General features: G+C 39.9%; 16 protein-coding genes. 13 read left to right on the plus strand and 3 right to left on the minus strand.

Annotation, left to right across the window (positions count from 1 at the left end; genetic code table 11):
• Nucleotides 1-84: 84 nt before the first annotated feature.
• The 3 genes from AACV33_RS02640 to AACV33_RS21515 all read left to right on the plus strand — a co-directional run bounded on the left by AACV33_RS02640 (nt 85) and on the right by AACV33_RS21515 (nt 4,554).
• The gene (locus tag AACV33_RS02640) at nt 85-750 is read left to right on the plus strand and encodes a 7-cyano-7-deazaguanine/7-aminomethyl-7-deazaguanine transporter (protein WP_017020380.1); all 666 of its coding nucleotides are present in this window, start codon (nt 85-87) and stop codon (nt 748-750) included.
• Nucleotides 751-1,462: 712 nt separating this feature from the next.
• Nucleotides 1,463-4,267: a DNA polymerase I gene (gene polA / locus AACV33_RS02645; protein WP_017020379.1), complete on the plus strand. Its 2,805-nt coding sequence runs from the start codon at nt 1,463-1,465 to the stop codon at nt 4,265-4,267.
• Nucleotides 4,268-4,506: 239 nt separating this feature from the next.
• The gene (locus tag AACV33_RS21515) at nt 4,507-4,554 is read left to right on the plus strand and encodes a hypothetical protein (RefSeq protein WP_438616993.1); all 48 of its coding nucleotides are present in this window, start codon (nt 4,507-4,509) and stop codon (nt 4,552-4,554) included.
• A gap of 436 nt (nt 4,555-4,990) precedes the next feature.
• On the opposite strand, the gene yihA is transcribed toward AACV33_RS21515, so the two are convergent.
• Nucleotides 4,991-5,638, minus strand: coding sequence for a ribosome biogenesis GTP-binding protein YihA/YsxC (yihA, locus tag AACV33_RS02650; protein ID WP_017020378.1), 648 nt, complete (start codon nt 5,636-5,638; stop codon nt 4,991-4,993).
• A gap of 287 nt (nt 5,639-5,925) precedes the next feature.
• On the opposite strand from yihA, the gene AACV33_RS02655 reads away from it, so the two are divergent.
• From AACV33_RS02655 to hemN, 5 genes are all read left to right on the plus strand, one after another.
• Nucleotides 5,926-6,543, plus strand: a complete 618-nt coding sequence (locus tag AACV33_RS02655; RefSeq protein ID WP_017020377.1) for a c-type cytochrome — start codon at nt 5,926-5,928, stop codon at nt 6,541-6,543.
• 144 nt (nt 6,544-6,687) lie between these two features.
• Nucleotides 6,688-7,329 (plus strand): class I SAM-dependent methyltransferase, encoded by a 642-nt coding sequence (locus AACV33_RS02660; RefSeq protein ID WP_026025262.1) that lies wholly within the window; start codon nt 6,688-6,690, stop codon nt 7,327-7,329.
• On the plus strand, nt 7,329-7,877 hold the full coding sequence (gene yihI / locus AACV33_RS02665) for a Der GTPase-activating protein YihI (RefSeq protein ID WP_012549103.1): 549 nt from the start codon (nt 7,329-7,331) through the stop codon (nt 7,875-7,877). Before AACV33_RS02660 ends, yihI begins: the two co-directional genes overlap by 1 nt.
• A 2-nt stretch (nt 7,878-7,879) precedes the next feature.
• Entirely contained in the window at nt 7,880-8,371 is a 492-nt protein-coding gene (locus AACV33_RS02670) for a DUF2489 domain-containing protein (protein WP_012549104.1), read from the plus strand.
• A 111-nt stretch (nt 8,372-8,482) separates the two neighbouring features.
• Nucleotides 8,483-9,856: an oxygen-independent coproporphyrinogen III oxidase gene (hemN, locus tag AACV33_RS02675; RefSeq protein ID WP_017020375.1), complete on the plus strand. Its 1,374-nt coding sequence runs from the start codon at nt 8,483-8,485 to the stop codon at nt 9,854-9,856.
• 529 nt (nt 9,857-10,385) lie between these two features.
• On the opposite strand, the gene asnC is transcribed toward hemN, so the two are convergent.
• Nucleotides 10,386-10,847, minus strand: coding sequence for a transcriptional regulator AsnC (gene asnC, locus AACV33_RS02680; protein WP_012551355.1), 462 nt, complete (start codon nt 10,845-10,847; stop codon nt 10,386-10,388).
• A 155-nt stretch (nt 10,848-11,002) separates the two neighbouring features.
• Between asnC and AACV33_RS02685 the strand changes: the two genes are divergently transcribed.
• A complete protein-coding gene (locus AACV33_RS02685) occupies nt 11,003-11,785 on the plus strand; it encodes a class I SAM-dependent methyltransferase (protein ID WP_017022177.1) in 783 nt (260 codons plus the stop codon).
• Here the strand turns inward: AACV33_RS02685 and AACV33_RS02690 are convergent.
• Nucleotides 11,782-12,207 (minus strand): universal stress protein, encoded by a 426-nt coding sequence (locus AACV33_RS02690; protein WP_012551357.1) that lies wholly within the window; start codon nt 12,205-12,207, stop codon nt 11,782-11,784. The genes AACV33_RS02685 and AACV33_RS02690 overlap by 4 nt on opposite strands.
• Before the next feature lie 206 nt (nt 12,208-12,413).
• Here AACV33_RS02690 and ftnA point away from each other — a divergent pair, with 206 nt between their 5' ends.
• From ftnA to AACV33_RS02710, 4 genes are all read left to right on the plus strand, one after another.
• The gene (gene ftnA, locus AACV33_RS02695) at nt 12,414-12,941 is read left to right on the plus strand and encodes a non-heme ferritin (RefSeq protein WP_012551358.1); all 528 of its coding nucleotides are present in this window, start codon (nt 12,414-12,416) and stop codon (nt 12,939-12,941) included.
• Nucleotides 12,942-13,051: 110 nt separating this feature from the next.
• Nucleotides 13,052-13,390 carry a universal stress protein UspB gene (gene uspB, locus AACV33_RS02700; protein WP_012551359.1) on the plus strand — a complete coding sequence of 113 codons (339 nt, stop codon included), beginning with the start codon at nt 13,052-13,054 and terminating at the stop codon, nt 13,388-13,390.
• 48 nt (nt 13,391-13,438) lie between these two features.
• Nucleotides 13,439-14,623 carry an NAD(P)/FAD-dependent oxidoreductase gene (locus AACV33_RS02705; protein WP_026025483.1) on the plus strand — a complete coding sequence of 395 codons (1,185 nt, stop codon included), beginning with the start codon at nt 13,439-13,441 and terminating at the stop codon, nt 14,621-14,623.
• A gap of 117 nt (nt 14,624-14,740) precedes the next feature.
• A complete protein-coding gene (locus AACV33_RS02710; RefSeq protein ID WP_017022175.1) occupies nt 14,741-17,224 on the plus strand; it encodes a bifunctional diguanylate cyclase/phosphodiesterase in 2,484 nt (827 codons plus the stop codon).
• Nucleotide 17,225 lies beyond the last annotated feature (1 nt).

Here is a 17,225-nt window from a genome sequence, read left to right on the forward strand (position 1 = left end):
TAGAGTAGATACTCTTAATTGAGTGCTAATCAGCTGTGTGTTTAATTTGGGTTCCCTCGCCCCCAATGACAAAAAGGTACTTATATGAGTACATTTACGCCCGCGCAACAGCGCAACGCTTTATCTTTCCTTGTTTTATTCCATCTTGTAATAATTGCATCAAGTAACTATTTGGTTCAAATCCCATTCACTTTGTTTGGGTTTCATACCACATGGGGTGCATTTACCTTCCCGTTCATTTTCTTAGCGACAGACTTAACGGTTCGAATTTTTGGTGCCAAAATGGCAAGAAGTATTATCTTCTTTGTTATGTTGCCAGCACTGGCGGTATCGTATGTCTTATCCGTCGTGTTCTTTGAAGGTCAGTATCAAGGTCTTTTACATCTGAGTGAATTTAATTTATTCGTTGCTCGAATTGCGGTCGCCAGTTTTATGGCTTATTTACTGGGTCAAATCTTAGATGTGTATGTGTTTAATCGTCTTCGACAGTTAAAGCAGTGGTGGATTGCACCAACGTGTTCAACGTTGTTTGGTAATGCATTAGATACGTTGGCATTTTTTGCTATTGCCTTTTACCAAAGTCCAGATGCTTTCATGGCTGAACATTGGACTGAAATCGCTTTAGTTGATTATAGTATTAAGCTTGTGATCAGTTTAGGGCTATTTGTTCCTATGTATGGTGTGCTGTTGAATTACCTAATTCGCAAACTCACTTCGGAAGGACATCAGCTTGCTACTCAAGCATCATAAAAGATGAGATAGCAATAAATAAGGAAGAGGTCAGTACTATACTGGCCTTTTTTATAATTATATCTTATTGATAATTAATGAATAGTAAAACTAGTTGAGATTAGGTCTCATTTAAGTGTTGCATTTCAAATGAGAATGGTTATTATTAACTTGTCTTCAGGGAATAGAGCACAAGGATTTATCTGAGTCATTATTTCAAGAAGGCACGACATTGCTCACATTGCTTCCAGTGTAAATCAGCTACATGAGCAGTGGTGAACGTTTCTAAGTTAACGGGTACCATTGTTCTTTTTTGCTGAGCGGCGCTTCTTTTAGAAGTCGCCGCTTTTTTTTGTCTTTTTTTTGAAAAGGTATCTGCAAAAGAGCTAAAAATAGGCTTTAAAATATCCTGATATTTGAGAAGGATATTAGGATATTAATATTATTGTCCACAAAGCATGATCAAGAAAGGATCCATCTGTGGATCATTTATACAGATCTAACTGTTTGATTGTGTGGTTTTAATTTTTAAAATATAGCGTTGATAAAACCATTACTAATTTAGTGAAAAATAATTACAAACAGACTTATCCACAGAATCGTGAACTTATTTTCGTGTTTATTTTTATTTGAGAAAGAAAAAGAAAAGAACGAAGTTGAGTGTTTTGATGTGGCTTGGTGATGGGGTAGAATGAAAGTCATTGATCATCATAAACTCTGGATAATACAGACTATGGCAAGAATTCCTGATAACCCATTCATTTTAGTGGATGGTTCCTCATATCTTTTCCGCGCTTACCATGCTGCTCCGAACTTCACTAATGGCAATGGTGAGCCAACAGGTGCAGTGTACGGTGTTATCAATATGCTGCGTAGTCTTCTAAAGCAATTCGAAACGAATCGTATTGCGGTTATTTTTGATGCGAAAGGCAAAACTTTTCGTAATGACATGTACCCAGAGTATAAAGCGAATCGTCCACCGATGCCGGATGAATTACGTTGCCAAATCGAACCATTGCATAAATTGATTAAAGCGATGGGTTTACCGTTGATTTCTATCTCAGGTGTTGAAGCCGATGACGTGATTGGTACGCTTGCATCACAAGCGTCAAAGGCTGGTATCCCAGTACTGATTAGTACCGGAGATAAAGACATGGCGCAGTTGGTTGATGAGAACGTCACATTGATAAATACCATGACGAATGTGATCATGGGCCCTGAAGGTGTGGTTGAAAAATTTGGTGTTCCTCCAGAGCTTATTATTGATTACCTTGCCTTGATGGGAGATGCCTCAGATAACATTCCTGGTGTTCCTGGCATTGGTGATAAAACAGCAAGAGCCTTATTACAAGGTGTTGGTGGTTTAGATACGCTTTACGCTAATCTTGATGATATTGCGCCTCTTGGTTTCCGTGGTTCAAAAGGCATGGCTAAGAAGTTGGAAGAAAATAAAGAAGGGGCTTATCTTTCTTATAAACTTGCAACGATTAAATTAGATGTTGAGTTAGAACAACAACCAGAAGAACTTGTGAAACAAGAACCGAATGTTGATGAATTAATCCAAATGTTTGGTCAAATGAACTTCAAGCGTTGGTTAACTGAAATGCTGGATGGCAGTGACGGTAAGATCGTTTCACATGAAACATCGGCACACCGAGCAACCAGCTCGTCATCAGATGAAGGTGATAGTGCAGAAGAAGAAACGATTGTTGCTGCTCAGGTCGATCGTTCAAAATATGAAACCATCTTCACGAAAGAGGCGTTTTCTGCGTGGTTAGAAAAATTAAATAGTGCAGAAGTAACCGCGTTTGATACTGAAACAGACAGCTTAGATTACATGGTCGCGAACCTGATAGGTCTTTCTTTCTCTGTAGAAGAGGGAGAAGCCGCTTATGTGCCCCTTGCTCATGATTACCTTGATGCACCTGAGCAATTAGATCGTGATTGGGTTCTGGCGCAATTAACGCCGTATTTAGAAGACGAGACTAAAGCAAAAGTAGGTCAAAACCTGAAATACGATGCGAGCGTGCTTGCTCGTTATGATATCGAAATGAAAGGCATTAAGTTTGATACCATGTTGGAATCTTATGTTTATAACAGCGTGGCTGGTAAACATAACATGGACAGCCTTGCACTGCGTTATCTGCAGCATAATACGATTTCATTTGAAGAGATTGCAGGTAAAGGTAAGAAACAACTGACCTTTAACCAAATTGCGTTAGAAGAAGCAGCACCTTATGCGGCTGAAGATGCGGATATCACGCTGCGCTTACATAATGTTTTACATGCGAAACTGATGGCTGATGAAAAACTGAATTCAGTGTTTACTGATATCGAACTGCCTTTAATTTCAGTGCTTTCTCGCATGGAAAGAAAAGGCGTATATATCGATGATATGCTGCTTTCTGCGCAGTCATTGGAAATCGGCCAGCGTTTAGATGAGCTAGAAACAGCGTCATTTGAAGTGGCAGGACAAGAGTTCAATATGAACTCACCAAAACAACTGCAAACCATTCTGTTTGAAAAAATGGAATTACCAGTGATCAAGAAAACACCATCAGGTGCTGCTTCTACGAATGAAGAAGTACTGCAAGAATTGGCGTTAGAGTATGAATTACCTAAATTGATTTTAGAATATCGTGGTTTAGCGAAACTAAAATCAACCTACACCGACAAGCTTCCTAAGATGATTAATCCATCAACTGGTCGTGTGCATACTTCTTATCATCAAGCAGTAACGGCGACTGGGCGTTTATCATCGACCGATCCTAACTTACAAAACATTCCAATTCGTAATAAAGAAGGCCGTCGTATTCGTCAAGCATTTGTGGCACCTCACGGATGGAAAATCTTAGCGGTCGATTACTCTCAAATTGAACTTCGTATTATGGCGCATTTATCTCAAGATAAAGCCTTATTAGAGGCATTCTCTGCGGGTAAAGATATTCACGCAGCGACGGCAGCTGAAGTAAAAGGCGTATCAATTGAAGAGGTGACGTCAGAAGATCGTCGTCGTGCTAAAGCCATCAACTTCGGTTTGATTTATGGAATGAGTGCGTTTGGCCTTGCTAAGCAAATCGGGATTTCTCGTGGTGAAGCGCAAGATTACATGAATGTGTATTTCGAACGTTACCCAGGCGTGATGCAATACATGGAAGAAACACGCTTATTGGCGACAGAACAGGGGTATGTTGAAACTCTGTATGGCCGCCGTTTGTACTTACCAGAAATTAATGCACGTAATGCGATTCGTCGTAAAGCGGCAGAACGTGCAGCAATTAATGCTCCAATGCAGGGCACTGCTGCGGATATCATTAAGAAAGCAATGATTCTAGTGGACAACTGGATTGAAGCAGAAGGTATTGGTCGAGTTAATTTGTTAATGCAAGTACACGATGAATTGGTATTTGAAGTAAAAGAAGACGAATTAGAAGCGATCACAAAACAAGTGACGGCATTAATGGAAGAAGCGGTATCGCTGGATGTTCCATTGATTGCTGAAAGTGGTTTTGGAGATAACTGGGATGAAGCCCATTAAGTTCTTTTTATGACTGAATATTTAATCGCCTTTGTTAGTGATTAAATTGTAATTCAGTTACAAATGAATTTAAAACTATGAGCCAGCGCACGCGTTGGCTTTTTTTTATCTCAAATAAAGTGAGCTATGCCAATTGTTAGATGTGTTTTTAATACGAAAACTGAAAAAAAATTACAAAAAAAGGTTTTCAAAACTGTTCGTTTGTTGTACATTTATCTGCGTAGGGTACAGAGGTAAAGATGTTCTATCTTTCAGACCTTTTGTTTCACGTTATTGGATTTGGCTAAATTCAGCCGCCTCAGTCAACCTTTTTGACTGGGGCGTTTTTTCTTTCTAGCCCCTCAAAAATAGTCATATCCGTTTTTCCTTTCGTTTTTCTATCTGTAACTTTCCAACACAATGTAATTTTTATTACATGTGACTCTATTGATAATTCACCAAAATTATTAACTTAATGCATTGTATTTCATCAGCTTAATTAACTTTTTGTCGGTTTTTTATCGTTTTAGATGAAAAAGATGAAGGCATGACATACAAGGTAAGGAAATGAAAAAGTAAGGATTTGTGTCTGAGAAGGGATTGCTGCATGATGCGTGGCAGAAAAAGAATAATAACACCTCTTATCTCTCCCATTTCCCCACCTTAGCCGGTGGGGTTTTTATTTTTACCATTCCAGAATGCGATCAACGTGAATATTTATCAGGAATGGTATGTTGTTTTTTATTATTCAGCGTCAATATTTTCAATGAACTCTTCATCGAATTCAAAAGCAGGTGCAAACCAGGTATCTAATTTTGCGCGTAATAAATCAACACCAATACCTTTCAATGAAGAGAAAGCATCAACCGCCACTTCACCGCCAAATTCTAATGAAGCTTCACGAATTTTTAACACTTGAGTTTGGCGAGCGCCACTTTTCAACTTGTCAGCTTTCGTCAGTAGTACTTGAACTGGAATCGCTTGATCGACAGCCCAATAGATTAATTGTTGGTCAAGGTCTTTCATTGGATGACGGATATCCATCAATACCACTAAGCCTTTTAAGCATTCGCGTTTTTGTAGGTATTCACCTAATGATTTCTGCCATTTCTTTTTCAGTTCAATTGGAACCTGCGCAAAACCGTATCCAGGTAAATCGACAATATGACAGTTCTCATCCACTTTGAATAAGTTAATCAGCTGTGTACGACCAGGCGTTTTTGAGGTTTTCGCTAAGCTTCTTTGGTTTGTTAAGCGATTTAATGCGCTTGATTTACCCGCATTTGAACGGCCAGCGAAGGCAACTTCAATACCTTCATCTTCAGGTAGATGGCGAATATCTGGTGCACTGGTAATAAAGTGTGTCTTTTGATAGTGAATGATTTTGCTCACTGTTAACTCCGTCTCGAGTGAAACCAAGCTGTAGATAATGATCCAAGTAGGATTATTGTAGTCAGCTGATTACTTTTTTGTGAAAATGTGTAAAATAACCGCATTAAGGTTGTCACTGTTAACTTTTTGGTGACAAACTTAGAACAAAAACGGTAAAGGTCGCTCATTATATCATGCTGTAGCCAATTTAGAGCGGTACTGGAAGCTTAATATTCAACACAATGCGAAGAAACCTTGTTAAAAAGGGTAACTCATTGTGAGGGAACGATAATAATAAATGGAATGTCATGAAAAAATTAGCGCTGATATTAACTCTCCTAGCTAGTTGCTCAACATGGGCTCAAGGAGACATCGAAGCTGGGAAGCAAAAATCTGTAACTTGTACGGCTTGTCATGGTCAAGAGGGCAACAGTACTCTGACTCAATACCCGAACTTAGCTGGTCAACATGCAGGTTATCTTGAAAAGCAGATAAATGAATTTAAATTAGGGATGCAAACTCAAGGAAAACAAGGCCGTATCGACCCTGTTATGGGAGCAATGGCGATGGCGGTTAGTGAAGAAGACGCAAAAGACATTGCAGCGTATTACGCCTCTTTACCAATGGCTGATAACACAACGCCTGAAGACTCTATTCCTGCCGGTAAAGCATTATACTTAGCAGGTGATATGGAACGTGGTATTACGGCTTGTGTTGCTTGTCATGGACCGCGTGGTAACGGAACCTCACTATCAGGTTTTCCTAAGATATCAGGACAACATTCTGACTACGTGAAAGCGCAGTTAGAGAAGTTTCGCTCTGCTGATCGTGCAAACGATATGAATGGTATGATGCGTGATATCGCCAAAAAGCTTACTGACGACGACATTGCGACACTTTCGCAATATGTTGGTGGCTTGCATTAATTTCTAATGCAGCAGTAACGAATTTAAAGAAGCAGCTCTTGTAGCTGCTTTTTTTATGAAAAATACATGAAAAACGATTATCTTTGCACCAGTATCGGGTATACTTCCCGCCCTAGAATTTTCAGGGAGTAGAGTGAGTTTATGATGCAATTCTGCCCTTTGTGTCAGCATTCGCAGGCTGATAACTTCCACCAAGATAAGCATCGACGTTATTATCGTTGTCAGCAATGTTATCTTATTTATGTGGATGAGGCAGATCGTTTCGACGCTGAAGCTGAAAAAGCTCACTACGATTGTCATGAAAATAATCTTGACGATGAAGGGTATAAAACCTTCTTATCACGATTTTCTGAGCCCTTGTTGCAACGTGTTGGTAAGACACCTCAACAAGGTCTAGACTTTGGATGTGGCCCTGGACCATTGCTTGCTCATATGATGAGAGAAGCGGGTCACCATATCGAACTCTATGATATTTATTACACACCAGATAAGTCCGTGTTAGATAAGCAGTACGACTTCGTCAGTTGTACGGAAGCTATTGAGCATTTTTATCAACCTCAAAACGAATTGGAATTGTTATTGAGCTTGATAAAACCTGGTGGTTGGTTAGGTATCATGACGAAACTAGCCAGGGACGAAAGCGCGTTTGCCACTTGGCATTACAAGAGTGATTTAACCCATGTCAGCTTTTTCAGCAAAGACACATTTGAGTTTGTAGCAAAGCGCTATCAACTTGATATGGAGTTTGTTGGAGAGGATGTCATTTTACTGAGGAAAACCCAGTAATGAGCCGTACTAAAAAAGCCCGTACTCCGGGAATGGCGAGTGAGCCAGTAGTTGTAACACGTAACCGTACCGATCGTGACGTAGACAGTCGTGAAATTAAGCGTAAAAAGAAACGTAAAGGCCTAAAACCTGGTGCTCGTAACGTTGAAAGCGATTCAGAGAAAGCACGTCGTTTTTCTCAGAATAAAGATCCTCGTATTGGCAGTAAAAAACCAATTCAACTTGTTGTTGAAGAGAAGAAGAAATCAAGCAAGCAAGAGCGTCGTCTAACTAATGAGCAAGAATTGGCTCAATTAGAAAATGATGCGCAATTGATGGTTCTTCTTGATCGTATCGATAATGGTGAAAACCTAGGTATGGGTCTGCAAAAATACGTAGATGAAAAATTAGCACGTATTGAGCACTTAATGGGTCGTTTAGGCTTATTAGAAGACGAAGAGACAGAAGAAGAAATTGCTGAATTCCCTGAGTTCGCGGCGCCTAAAACAAAAAGCGACGATGACCTATTAGCTGAATTTGATAATTTCAACATGGATGATTTTAAATAATTATGACTACAGTAACCCTGTTAGCACTGCTTGGTGGTGCAATTATTCTTGCGTTAGCGGGCTACGCTAGCAGCTTACTGATGAAGTTGAAAAAGCAGAAGGAACTGCAAGAACGACACAGAAAATTGGCGATACAGAAACGTAACGCCAATATTTTTGATAACGTGGTTTTATTATGCCAAGCCAGTCTTCAAGAGCAATGTGACTACTCTGAAATGTCGATTCGTTTGTACTGTATTATGGATTATCTACAAGATGATGATCGTATTGATGTAGAAAAAGAATACCCAGCATTATCTGAGTTGTACCATGTTGTGAAAGACATGCCTCGTGGTGATAAAAGACAAGCGCTCGCTAAGCAAGATCGAATGAAAGACAATTTGATTCGAACTAAAGCAGAAGCCCGCTTACAAGATGCAGTGAAAATCGAGATTCAACAACTGCACGATCGAATAAAACCATTGAATCAAAAAATCGATATTAAAATGATCTGATCGACACTTCTTTTGATTGTTGCCTTGAAGTTATCGGCTTTAGAAGTGAGATGCTTTATTATGCAAGCATCAAGAAGCGTCTATTTAGATATCAAGAGATGGAAGTAAGTCATGTCAAATCAACAAATAGTATGGGACCAAGCGATCATAGAGAAGTATAACTACTCTGGTCCTCGCTACACCTCTTACCCAACCGCTTTAGAGTTTCATGAAGCGTATACTCCTGCTGAATTCGACATGGCGTGTACTCAGTATCCTGAGCGACCACTGTCTCTGTATATCCATATCCCATTTTGTCACAAGCTGTGTTATTTCTGTGGCTGTAATAAAGTCATTACTCGTCATCATCATAAAGCAGACATCTACTTAGACTCATTAGAGTTAGAGATCCGTCAACGAGCGGCGTTATTTACTGATCGTAAAGTAACCCAGTTGCATTTTGGTGGCGGCACACCAACGTTTTTAACGAAAATCCAATTTACTCGCTTAATGAATTTATTACGTGGTGAATTTCATTTTGAAGCGGGTGCTGAGATCAGTATCGAAGTTGATCCACGTGAAATTGAATTGGATATGTTGGATCACTTACGTGATGAAGGGTTCAACCGTTTAAGTATTGGTGTTCAAGACTTTAATAAAGAAGTTCAATTATTGGTTAACCGTGATCAAGATGAAGACTTTATTATCTCTATGGTGCAGCGAGCGAAAGAATTAGGTTTCCGTTCAACTAACCTTGATTTGATTTATGGTTTACCAAAACAGTCCGCAGAATCATTAGCTATCACGATTAAGCGCGTACTTGAAATGGAACCGGGTCGTTTGTCTGTTTTTAACTACGCACACATGCCAACCTTATTTGCTGCGCAGCGTAAAATTAAAGACGCCGATTTACCTGCACCCGCGGAAAAATTGGTGATGCTGCAAGACACCATTGAAACGTTAACTGGTGCCGGTTACCAGTTTATCGGAATGGATCACTTTGCACTGCCTGACGATGAGTTAGCGGTCGCGCAACGTGATGGCATTCTTCACCGTAATTTCCAAGGTTACACCACTCAAGGTGAGTGTGATTTATTGGGTATGGGCGTATCAGCTATCTCTATGATTGGCGACAGTTACGCACAGAATAAGAAAGATTTAAAAGAATATTACGCACAGGTGGATGATAAGCGTCATGCATTGTGGCGTGGTGTTGCACTTGATCAGGATGATTTAATTCGTCGTGAAGTGATTAAACAGCTTATCTGTAATTTCACGCTAGATACTAAAGCGATTGAAGCCGAGTTTAATTTAAGTTTTGCTACGTACTTTGCAGAAGACTTTAAATTGCTGCAAACGTTTGTCGATGATGAGCTTGTGTCTCTGCATGAAGGCCGTATTGATGTTGAATTACGTGGTCGTTTATTGATCCGTAATATCTGTATGTGTTTTGATAAATACCTTCGTGACCGTGCGCGTCAACAGCAGTTTTCTAGAGTTATCTAAGAATAGAGTTGTGTGATTCGTTTTGAAAATTTGAAGCCGTAGGTGTTGATGCACCTGCGGCTTTTTTGTTATTTATTTGCAACCCCCTCTAACTCCCCCTTGTATTGGCTTAGTAAACTTCAATGATTCAGCGATAAAGGGGGAGAACCTTCTTTGTGCTGTAATTACAACGATCACAATACAGTTCCTCCCCTTGAGTTACGGACTATTGAGAGTAGTAATGTAGATATAAGGGGAGGCTAGGAGGGGTTGGTTATATAGCTAGAAACGATACGATGCGCTAACTAGACGTTATTAAGAACAATAATTTAGTATTGGTACTAGCAACCCCCCTCTAACTCCCCCTTATGTTGGCTTAGTAAACTTCAATGATTCAGCGATAAAGGGGGAGAACCTTCTTTGATGCTGTAATTACAACGCTCACAATACAGTTCCTCCCCTTGAGTTACGGACTATTGAGGGTGGTAATGTTGCTATAAGGGGAGGTTAGGAGGGGTTGCTCATTCATAACTAGCGTATCGCAGCGTCTTTACGGCTTCACATTCCTACTGATCGGATTCTGTAACGAAATCAGCGTTTCCGTTGATTGAACTTCCTCAATCGCTTGTAGTTTATCAATTAATACATGCTGTAGTTCTTGAATGCTTTTGCACATCAGTTTCACAAAAATATTGTAAGCACCGGTGGTGTAATAAGCTTCCACGACTTCTTCTAATGCATCGAGTTTCGCGATGGCAGAGTGGTAGTCACGGGCCGCGTATAAATTAATGCCGATAAAGCAGCAGACATCGTAGCCCAGCGTTTTAGGGTTAACGATAACCTCAGTGCCTTCAATGATTTTTGCGGCTTTCATTTTTTCAATACGAACATGGATAGTTGCAGGGCTAACATTAAAACGTTTAGCAAGTTCTGCATAAGGGGTTCGAGCATCATTCATCAAGGCTTGCAGAATATCTCGGTCAAGATCATCGATTTTACTGGTGTTGTTCATGAGACAGCCTTAAGCAGGGTTATTTATATATCAATATTCTTACTAAGCTACCTTAAGGGAGGGCTTTCAGCGAGTACTTTATCTAGTCGTTCTGAAGAATATCTATTACCATAGCCCTCTTACTGTTCTTATTATTAAGTGTGTTGGAGTACCCCGTGCAAATAGCGTTATTGTGTGAAGACCTAAATCGTCAATCTGAACTCGAAGCCATTGCCACTCGTTGGGGATTAATGCACGATGAAGATAATGTCTTTGCGTTGGTACTGACAACACAACAGCTTGAATTACGTAAACGAGATGAACCTAAGCTAGGGGCAATTTTTGTTGATTTGGTCTCTGGTGCCGTAGCGCATCGCCGTAAGTTTGGTGGTGGTAAAGGCCAGTCTATAGCGAAAGCGGTTGGATTGAATAAAGGCGCAACCCCATTGGTTCTGGATGGAACGGCAGGGCTAGGGCGAGATGCGTTTGTTTTGGCTTCTTTAGGATGCAAAGTGCAAATGGTAGAGCGTCATCCAGTGGTGGCTGCCTTGCTTGATGATGGCTTATCGCGAGCGAAACACGATGCCGATATTGGTGGCTGGGTATCGCAACGAATGTCTCTGTTGCATGCATCAAGTCATGATGCGTTAGAGCAATTAATGGCACAAGATGATTTTGTACAGCCCGATGTTGTGTACCTTGATCCTATGTACCCACACCCTGAAAATAAAAAGAAAAGTGCGCTCGTTAAGAAAGAAATGCGAGTGTTCCAATCGTTGGTTGGTGCAGATAATGATGCCGATGCATTGTTAGCACCGGCATTATTGATGGCCACGAAACGTGTTGTTGTGAAGCGTCCTGATTATGCTGAATGGCTAGATAATCAAAAGCCTTCGATGGCGATTGAAACGAAGAAGAATCGTTTCGATGTGTATGTTAACGCCGGAATGAAGTCTTAATCTTTAAATGGCACAACAAGAACGTCAATTGGACAGGTGTTGATCACTTGTCTGGTTGATGATAATAATTTACTCCAGAAATCTTGATGATGACCACAAACCACAAGGTTTACATCTAAGTTTTCAATTGCTTCGCACAACTCACTGCTTAGATCCCCACTACTGACCAATGTTTTATGAATTGGATAATCTGCAAAGGTGACTAAATGCTTCATGGCTTCGTGCGATGCTTCCATTGCTTGGTGTTGTGTTTCAGCCAGATTAATATCAATTAATCCGGTATATAATTCTGCATAGCTAACATCAATGTGAATAAAAGAGACTTTCGCATCAAGAGCCTTGGCTAAACCAACCGCTTTAGTGACCAGTGACTTACTCTCTTCTGTTAAATCGACAGCAACAAGAATATGTTTATAGCTCATAATTTATCTCCTAGGTAATCCAAAGGTTAAATCCCTTTTGAATTCGATATTTAAGATGGATTATCTATAGATTAGCACCAGTCTTTCTCTTTTTTTGTCGTTTAGGTCTCGTTCTGTCTCATGTCTTCTGATTAATTAAAATACAGATTACCTATGGTATAGTAGACTCAGTTTCGAATGAAAATGAGTCATAAAGGAATTCAACTATGTTAGCGAAAACCATGATCGATCATCTTAATGCGCAAATTAACCTAGAATTTTTCTCATCTAACCTATACTTACAAATGAGTGCTTGGTGTGAAGACAAAGGATTTGATGGCGCAGCGTCGTTTTTTCGTGCTCACGCATCGGAAGAAATGGAACATATGCAACGCTTATTCACTTACGTGAGTGAAACTGGTTCAATGCCTATCTTAGGTGCGATTGAAGCACCACAATCTGAATTTTCAGGGTTGGGCGATGTGTTCCGTACGACATTAGAACATGAGAAAATGATCACGCAAGAGATCAATAAATTAGCTCATGTTGCTTTTACTTCTCAAGATTACTCAACGTTTAATTTCCTTCAGTGGTACGTGGCAGAGCAGCATGAAGAAGAGAAATTATTCAAAGGCATTTTAGATAAAATTGACCTAGTAGGTGAAGACGGTAAAGCGTTATTCTTTATCGATAAAGATTTAGCTGTATTAGCAAAATCTGGTTCGTCATCTATTATGGATAGCACTGCTGGGTAAGAAAAAGCACCCCTCAATGTAGTATGTATTTATGACGATTTGTATAAATACAGGTAGATGACCGGTCGTCACTTATCCAGCTCTTATGACAAGTATGTCTGGAGGTTATTATGGTAAGTGGCGATCTTATTTTATTGGCGTTGTTTTCGGTTACAAGTCTGAATGTGATCCGTTATTTCAGTACACTCAAAACTCTTCTCTTTATTATGCGTGAAGCGCATCCTCTGTTGTACCAACAAGTTGATGGCCGTGGTTTTTTTACTACTCATGGCAATATCGGCAAACAAAGCAAATTATTTCATTATTTATGGCAAGAAGAGTATTTAAATCATCACGATACACTTTTTGTATTTAAGTGTGAGAAAGCGCGTTATCTCTTCATGTTATCGAGTGCTTTGCTTTTCGTTACCGTCGCGGTGTTTTTCTTGGTAATTAGTTTGGGCATCTAGAGCTGAAAATAGTAAACTCCCTCCCAATTGAATTTGGGTGAGAGTGTCATGAAAAAAGTAGACGTAGTGGTTATCGGTGCAGGCGCTGCAGGATTAATGTGTGCAGCTGAAGCCGGCAAACGAGGCCGCAGTGTTTTAGTTGTCGATCACGCTAAAAAACCGGGACGTAAAATTTTAATCTCTGGTGGTGGTCGTTGTAATTTTACGAATTACGATGTGTCAGCAACTCACTTTGTTTGTAACAACGCTCACTTTGTGAAATCGGCATTGTCTCAATACACTAACTGGGATTTCATCTCTTTAGTGTCTAAATACGGCATTGAATTTGAAGAGCGCGATCATGGCCAATTATTCTGTGTCGATTCGGCAAAAGAAATTGTCGATATGCTGCTAAAAGAATGTGAATTGGCTAATGTGAATTATCGCTACCGCTGCGAGATTCAAGATGTTAAAAAGAGTGAATCCGGTTTTTCTCTGACGCTTGATACTGATCGTATCGAATGCGAATCTTTGGTGATCGCGACGGGTGGATTATCAATGCCGAAATTAGGTGCAACCCCGTTTGGTTATCAATTGGCTGAGCAGTTTGGTTTATCAATGGTTCCAACGACGGCGGGTCTTGTTCCGTTCACGTTGCATAAAGAAGATAAAGAAGCGTTTTCTGAACTGTCAGGCATTGCGATTCCAGTGGTTGTAGAATCAGAAAGTGGTGATAGCTTTAAAGAAAATCTCTTGTTTACCCACCGTGGTTTATCTGGCCCCTCAATCCTACAAATTTCTTCATATTGGAACGCAGGTCAAAAAGTAATGATAGATTTGTTACCAAATGACGATTTGTCCGAAGAATTAGATACTATGCGTATCGATCATCCCAATCAAAGCGTTAAAAATTCATTAGCTAAATTATTGCCTAAAAGAGTGGTTGAAACCTTATTAAAGAATACTATTTTTAATGATCGTTCTCTTAAGCAAATCAATAACAAAGAACAAGAACAGCTGTGTTCGTTGTTCCATAAATGGCAAATTCTTCCTAATGGCACTGAAGGGTATCGTACCGCAGAAGTCACGCTAGGAGGGGTTGATAGTAATGAATTGTCGTCTAAAACCATGGAATCGAAAAAAGTACCTGGTCTGTATTTTGTCGGGGAAGTGATGGATGTAAGTGGTTGGCTTGGCGGCTATAACTTTCAGTGGGCATGGTCGAGCGGTTATGTTGCAGGGATAAACGTATAGGGTTACCTAATAATCATTAAGTCATTATTGGTTTATTCTAAAAATAGGGGCGCATATGTGCCTCTGTTTTATATGTGACGAGCTAAATATATTAAAATAATAAGGGCTTAATTAACGATGCAAACTCTCTCGTTTAGTGTTCAGAGACTTACACAACTCCATGAGGAGTGTGATTCACTATCTATAGAGCTTGGAACCGCGTGTTTAATTCAAATATTTTCTTCTCAACAACCAGAGATTGTTGATGATTATTATGCTTCTTTACAGCATTTTTTCCCTAACTCGGAAGTGATTGGCCTTAGCGTTATTCATTCCAGTATTGATGCGTCAATTTTTACTGATTCAACCGTAATTAGTATTTCTATTCTCGATTCTTCTCAACTTACTTCTGCTTCCGTGTTTCATTCTCAAGATGAAACTCGCGTTGGTCATCACCTATTAAGACGACTCTCTATTGGACAAACAACAAAAGCGATTATTGCCTTTGGTTGTTATGGTTCAGCGAGTAACTATAAACTTTTCGATGCCTTCTCAGAACACCAAAATCAAATCCCTGTGTCTGGAGGCGTTGCCGCAGATACCGGAAAAGGAACATGGGTATTTTTAAATGGTCGATTTTATTACGATCAAATTGTTGCGGTAGCGATGCATGGAGAACAACTGCAAGCGTGGTCAGAAGCGTTTGTGGAATGGAACCCAATTGGTAAGCGTTTTCGAATTACTTCTTCAGAAGGTAATATTGTAAAAACAATAGATCACCTTCTTGCGTATGATTTTTACTGTAAATATCTTGCTGATAACAAATCGACGGCATTAAGCCAGATCCAAGCATTTCCTTTAATGTTGGAAGAGGACACCGTGCGCCACATCAACGCGGTGGAGGCGATTACAGAAGAAGGGTACCTTCAGTTTGCTTCACCGATCCCAATGGGGGATGAAGTTCGATTATGTTATTACCATCCTTCATTGACTCAAGAGCAAGTGAATCAAGGCGCAATGAGACTGGCAAAGAAACAACCTGAATCTATTTTTATTTATAATTGTGAATCTCGAATTGAAAGCAGTTCGGAATCGACAGAGCTGCAAACTTTCTCAGATATTGGTTCGTGCCAAGGTATTTATGGAATGGGCGAATTTTTCCGTTCTCATAAGCAACTCATCTTGCATCATAGTTTAACCTACTTAGCTCTGAGAGAGTCCGTCTCAGAAACGGTTGATTCTGGATTTGCTCCCTCACCAAGAGAGCATAACTTAACACCTTTGTTTTCATTAATAAAAAATTCGATTCAAGATGTTGATCAAATGACCTCTGAGATGGAAAAGAAAATCCATGACCAATCGATGCGCCTTATCCAAACGTATCGTACTGACCGACGAACTGGTCTCCTTAATCGGATCGTTTTGAAAGAGCGTCTTGAACATATTGCAGAAACCGATCACTTAGTGTCTTTTAAGCTCACCAATTTAAGCCAAGTGAATGAAAAATATGGTTATCAAGTCGGGGATAAATTACTTCAAGACATCAGTAAATACTTAGAAGATCAACTTTCTAGTGCGATTGGGGCGGCAGTCGAGCTTTACAGTATCGGTATTGCTGAATGGGGAGTGGTTTTTCACAGTAATAAGAACAGTGAAGTTTTACGTAAATACATTACGGACTTTATTGAAGGCATTGAGCACGTAAGTTTTGAACCTTATGGCCTTAATGATGTGGATTATCTCAGTGTGACTATTTCTGGTGGTTTAATTAGCCGTCGTGATTTCCCTCAGATTGCAGTCGAAGAACTTATTTTAAAAACCGTAGAAGCCCGTCGCGTAGCGATGCGTCGAAATCGTCACTTATGTAACGCACGTGATTTATTGAAAGAAGAGCGATTACGCCAAAGCCAGTTGGATTGGTTAACGTGTGTGAATCGCGCCATTTCTAAAAAAAGTGTGTTGGTCTATGGTCAGCCAATCTTTAAAGCAAATAGCCACGAGCAAGCCTCTACAGAGTGTTTAATGCGTATTCGTGAAGGTGACCAAGTATTTTCTCCTGGGCAATTTTTGCCAGCGGTAGAGGGCACTCACCTTTATACTCGATTAAGCCGAGAAATGATTTCTTGTACGTTTGATATTATGCAATCGAATCATATGGATTTTTCCATTAATCTTTCGCCTCAAGATTTGATGAGTGACAGAACTCTTGATTTATTAGAGTCCTCTATTATTCGTTTAGATAATCCATTTAGAGTAGGTTTTGAGGTGTTAGAGACGGAGCAAATTCAAGATTACGGTCGTATGATTGAAGTTTGTAATCACTTTAGACGATTAGGGGCACGGATCATCATTGATGACTTTGGGTCTGGTTATTCGAATATTGATGAGGTCATGAAACTAGAGCCTCAAGTGATTAAACTGGATGGCTCTTTGATTAAAAATGTTCATCAAGATAAGCGTCAACGCCTGATCTCTCAGCAAATGGTGCAATTGTGCCATGCGCTTGATGCGAAAGTGGTGGCTGAGTTTGTTCACAATCAAGAAGTCTGCTCGATTGTGGAGCAAATGGGCGTTGATTATTTACAAGGCTACTTTTTGGGTGAGCCTAAAGCATTGAAATAAG

Source organism: Aliivibrio sp. SR45-2, assembly GCF_963890165.1.
Taxonomy (GTDB): domain Bacteria; phylum Pseudomonadota; class Gammaproteobacteria; order Enterobacterales; family Vibrionaceae; genus Aliivibrio; species Aliivibrio salmonicida.

Excerpts from the sequence above, each read along its gene's own strand:
- AACV33_RS02640 (WP_017020380.1), top strand. The coding sequence starts at position 85 with ATGAGTACATTTACGCCCGCGCAACAGCGCAACGCTTTATCTTTCCTT.
- polA (WP_017020379.1), top strand. The coding sequence starts at position 1,463 with ATGGCAAGAATTCCTGATAACCCATTCATTTTAGTGGATGGTTCCTCA.
- AACV33_RS02655 (WP_017020377.1), top strand. The coding sequence starts at position 5,926 with ATGAAAAAATTAGCGCTGATATTAACTCTCCTAGCTAGTTGCTCAACA.
- AACV33_RS02660 (WP_026025262.1), top strand. The coding sequence starts at position 6,688 with ATGCAATTCTGCCCTTTGTGTCAGCATTCGCAGGCTGATAACTTCCAC.
- yihI (WP_012549103.1), top strand. The coding sequence starts at position 7,329 with ATGAGCCGTACTAAAAAAGCCCGTACTCCGGGAATGGCGAGTGAGCCA.
- AACV33_RS02670 (WP_012549104.1), top strand. The coding sequence starts at position 7,880 with ATGACTACAGTAACCCTGTTAGCACTGCTTGGTGGTGCAATTATTCTT.
- hemN (WP_017020375.1), top strand. The coding sequence starts at position 8,483 with ATGTCAAATCAACAAATAGTATGGGACCAAGCGATCATAGAGAAGTAT.
- asnC (WP_012551355.1), bottom strand. The coding sequence starts at position 10,847 with ATGAACAACACCAGTAAAATCGATGATCTTGACCGAGATATTCTGCAA.
- AACV33_RS02690 (WP_012551357.1), bottom strand. The coding sequence starts at position 12,207 with ATGAGCTATAAACATATTCTTGTTGCTGTCGATTTAACAGAAGAGAGT.
- ftnA (WP_012551358.1), top strand. The coding sequence starts at position 12,414 with ATGTTAGCGAAAACCATGATCGATCATCTTAATGCGCAAATTAACCTA.
- uspB (WP_012551359.1), top strand. The coding sequence starts at position 13,052 with ATGGTAAGTGGCGATCTTATTTTATTGGCGTTGTTTTCGGTTACAAGT.
- AACV33_RS02705 (WP_026025483.1), top strand. The coding sequence starts at position 13,439 with ATGAAAAAAGTAGACGTAGTGGTTATCGGTGCAGGCGCTGCAGGATTA.
- AACV33_RS02710 (WP_017022175.1), top strand. The coding sequence starts at position 14,741 with ATGCAAACTCTCTCGTTTAGTGTTCAGAGACTTACACAACTCCATGAG.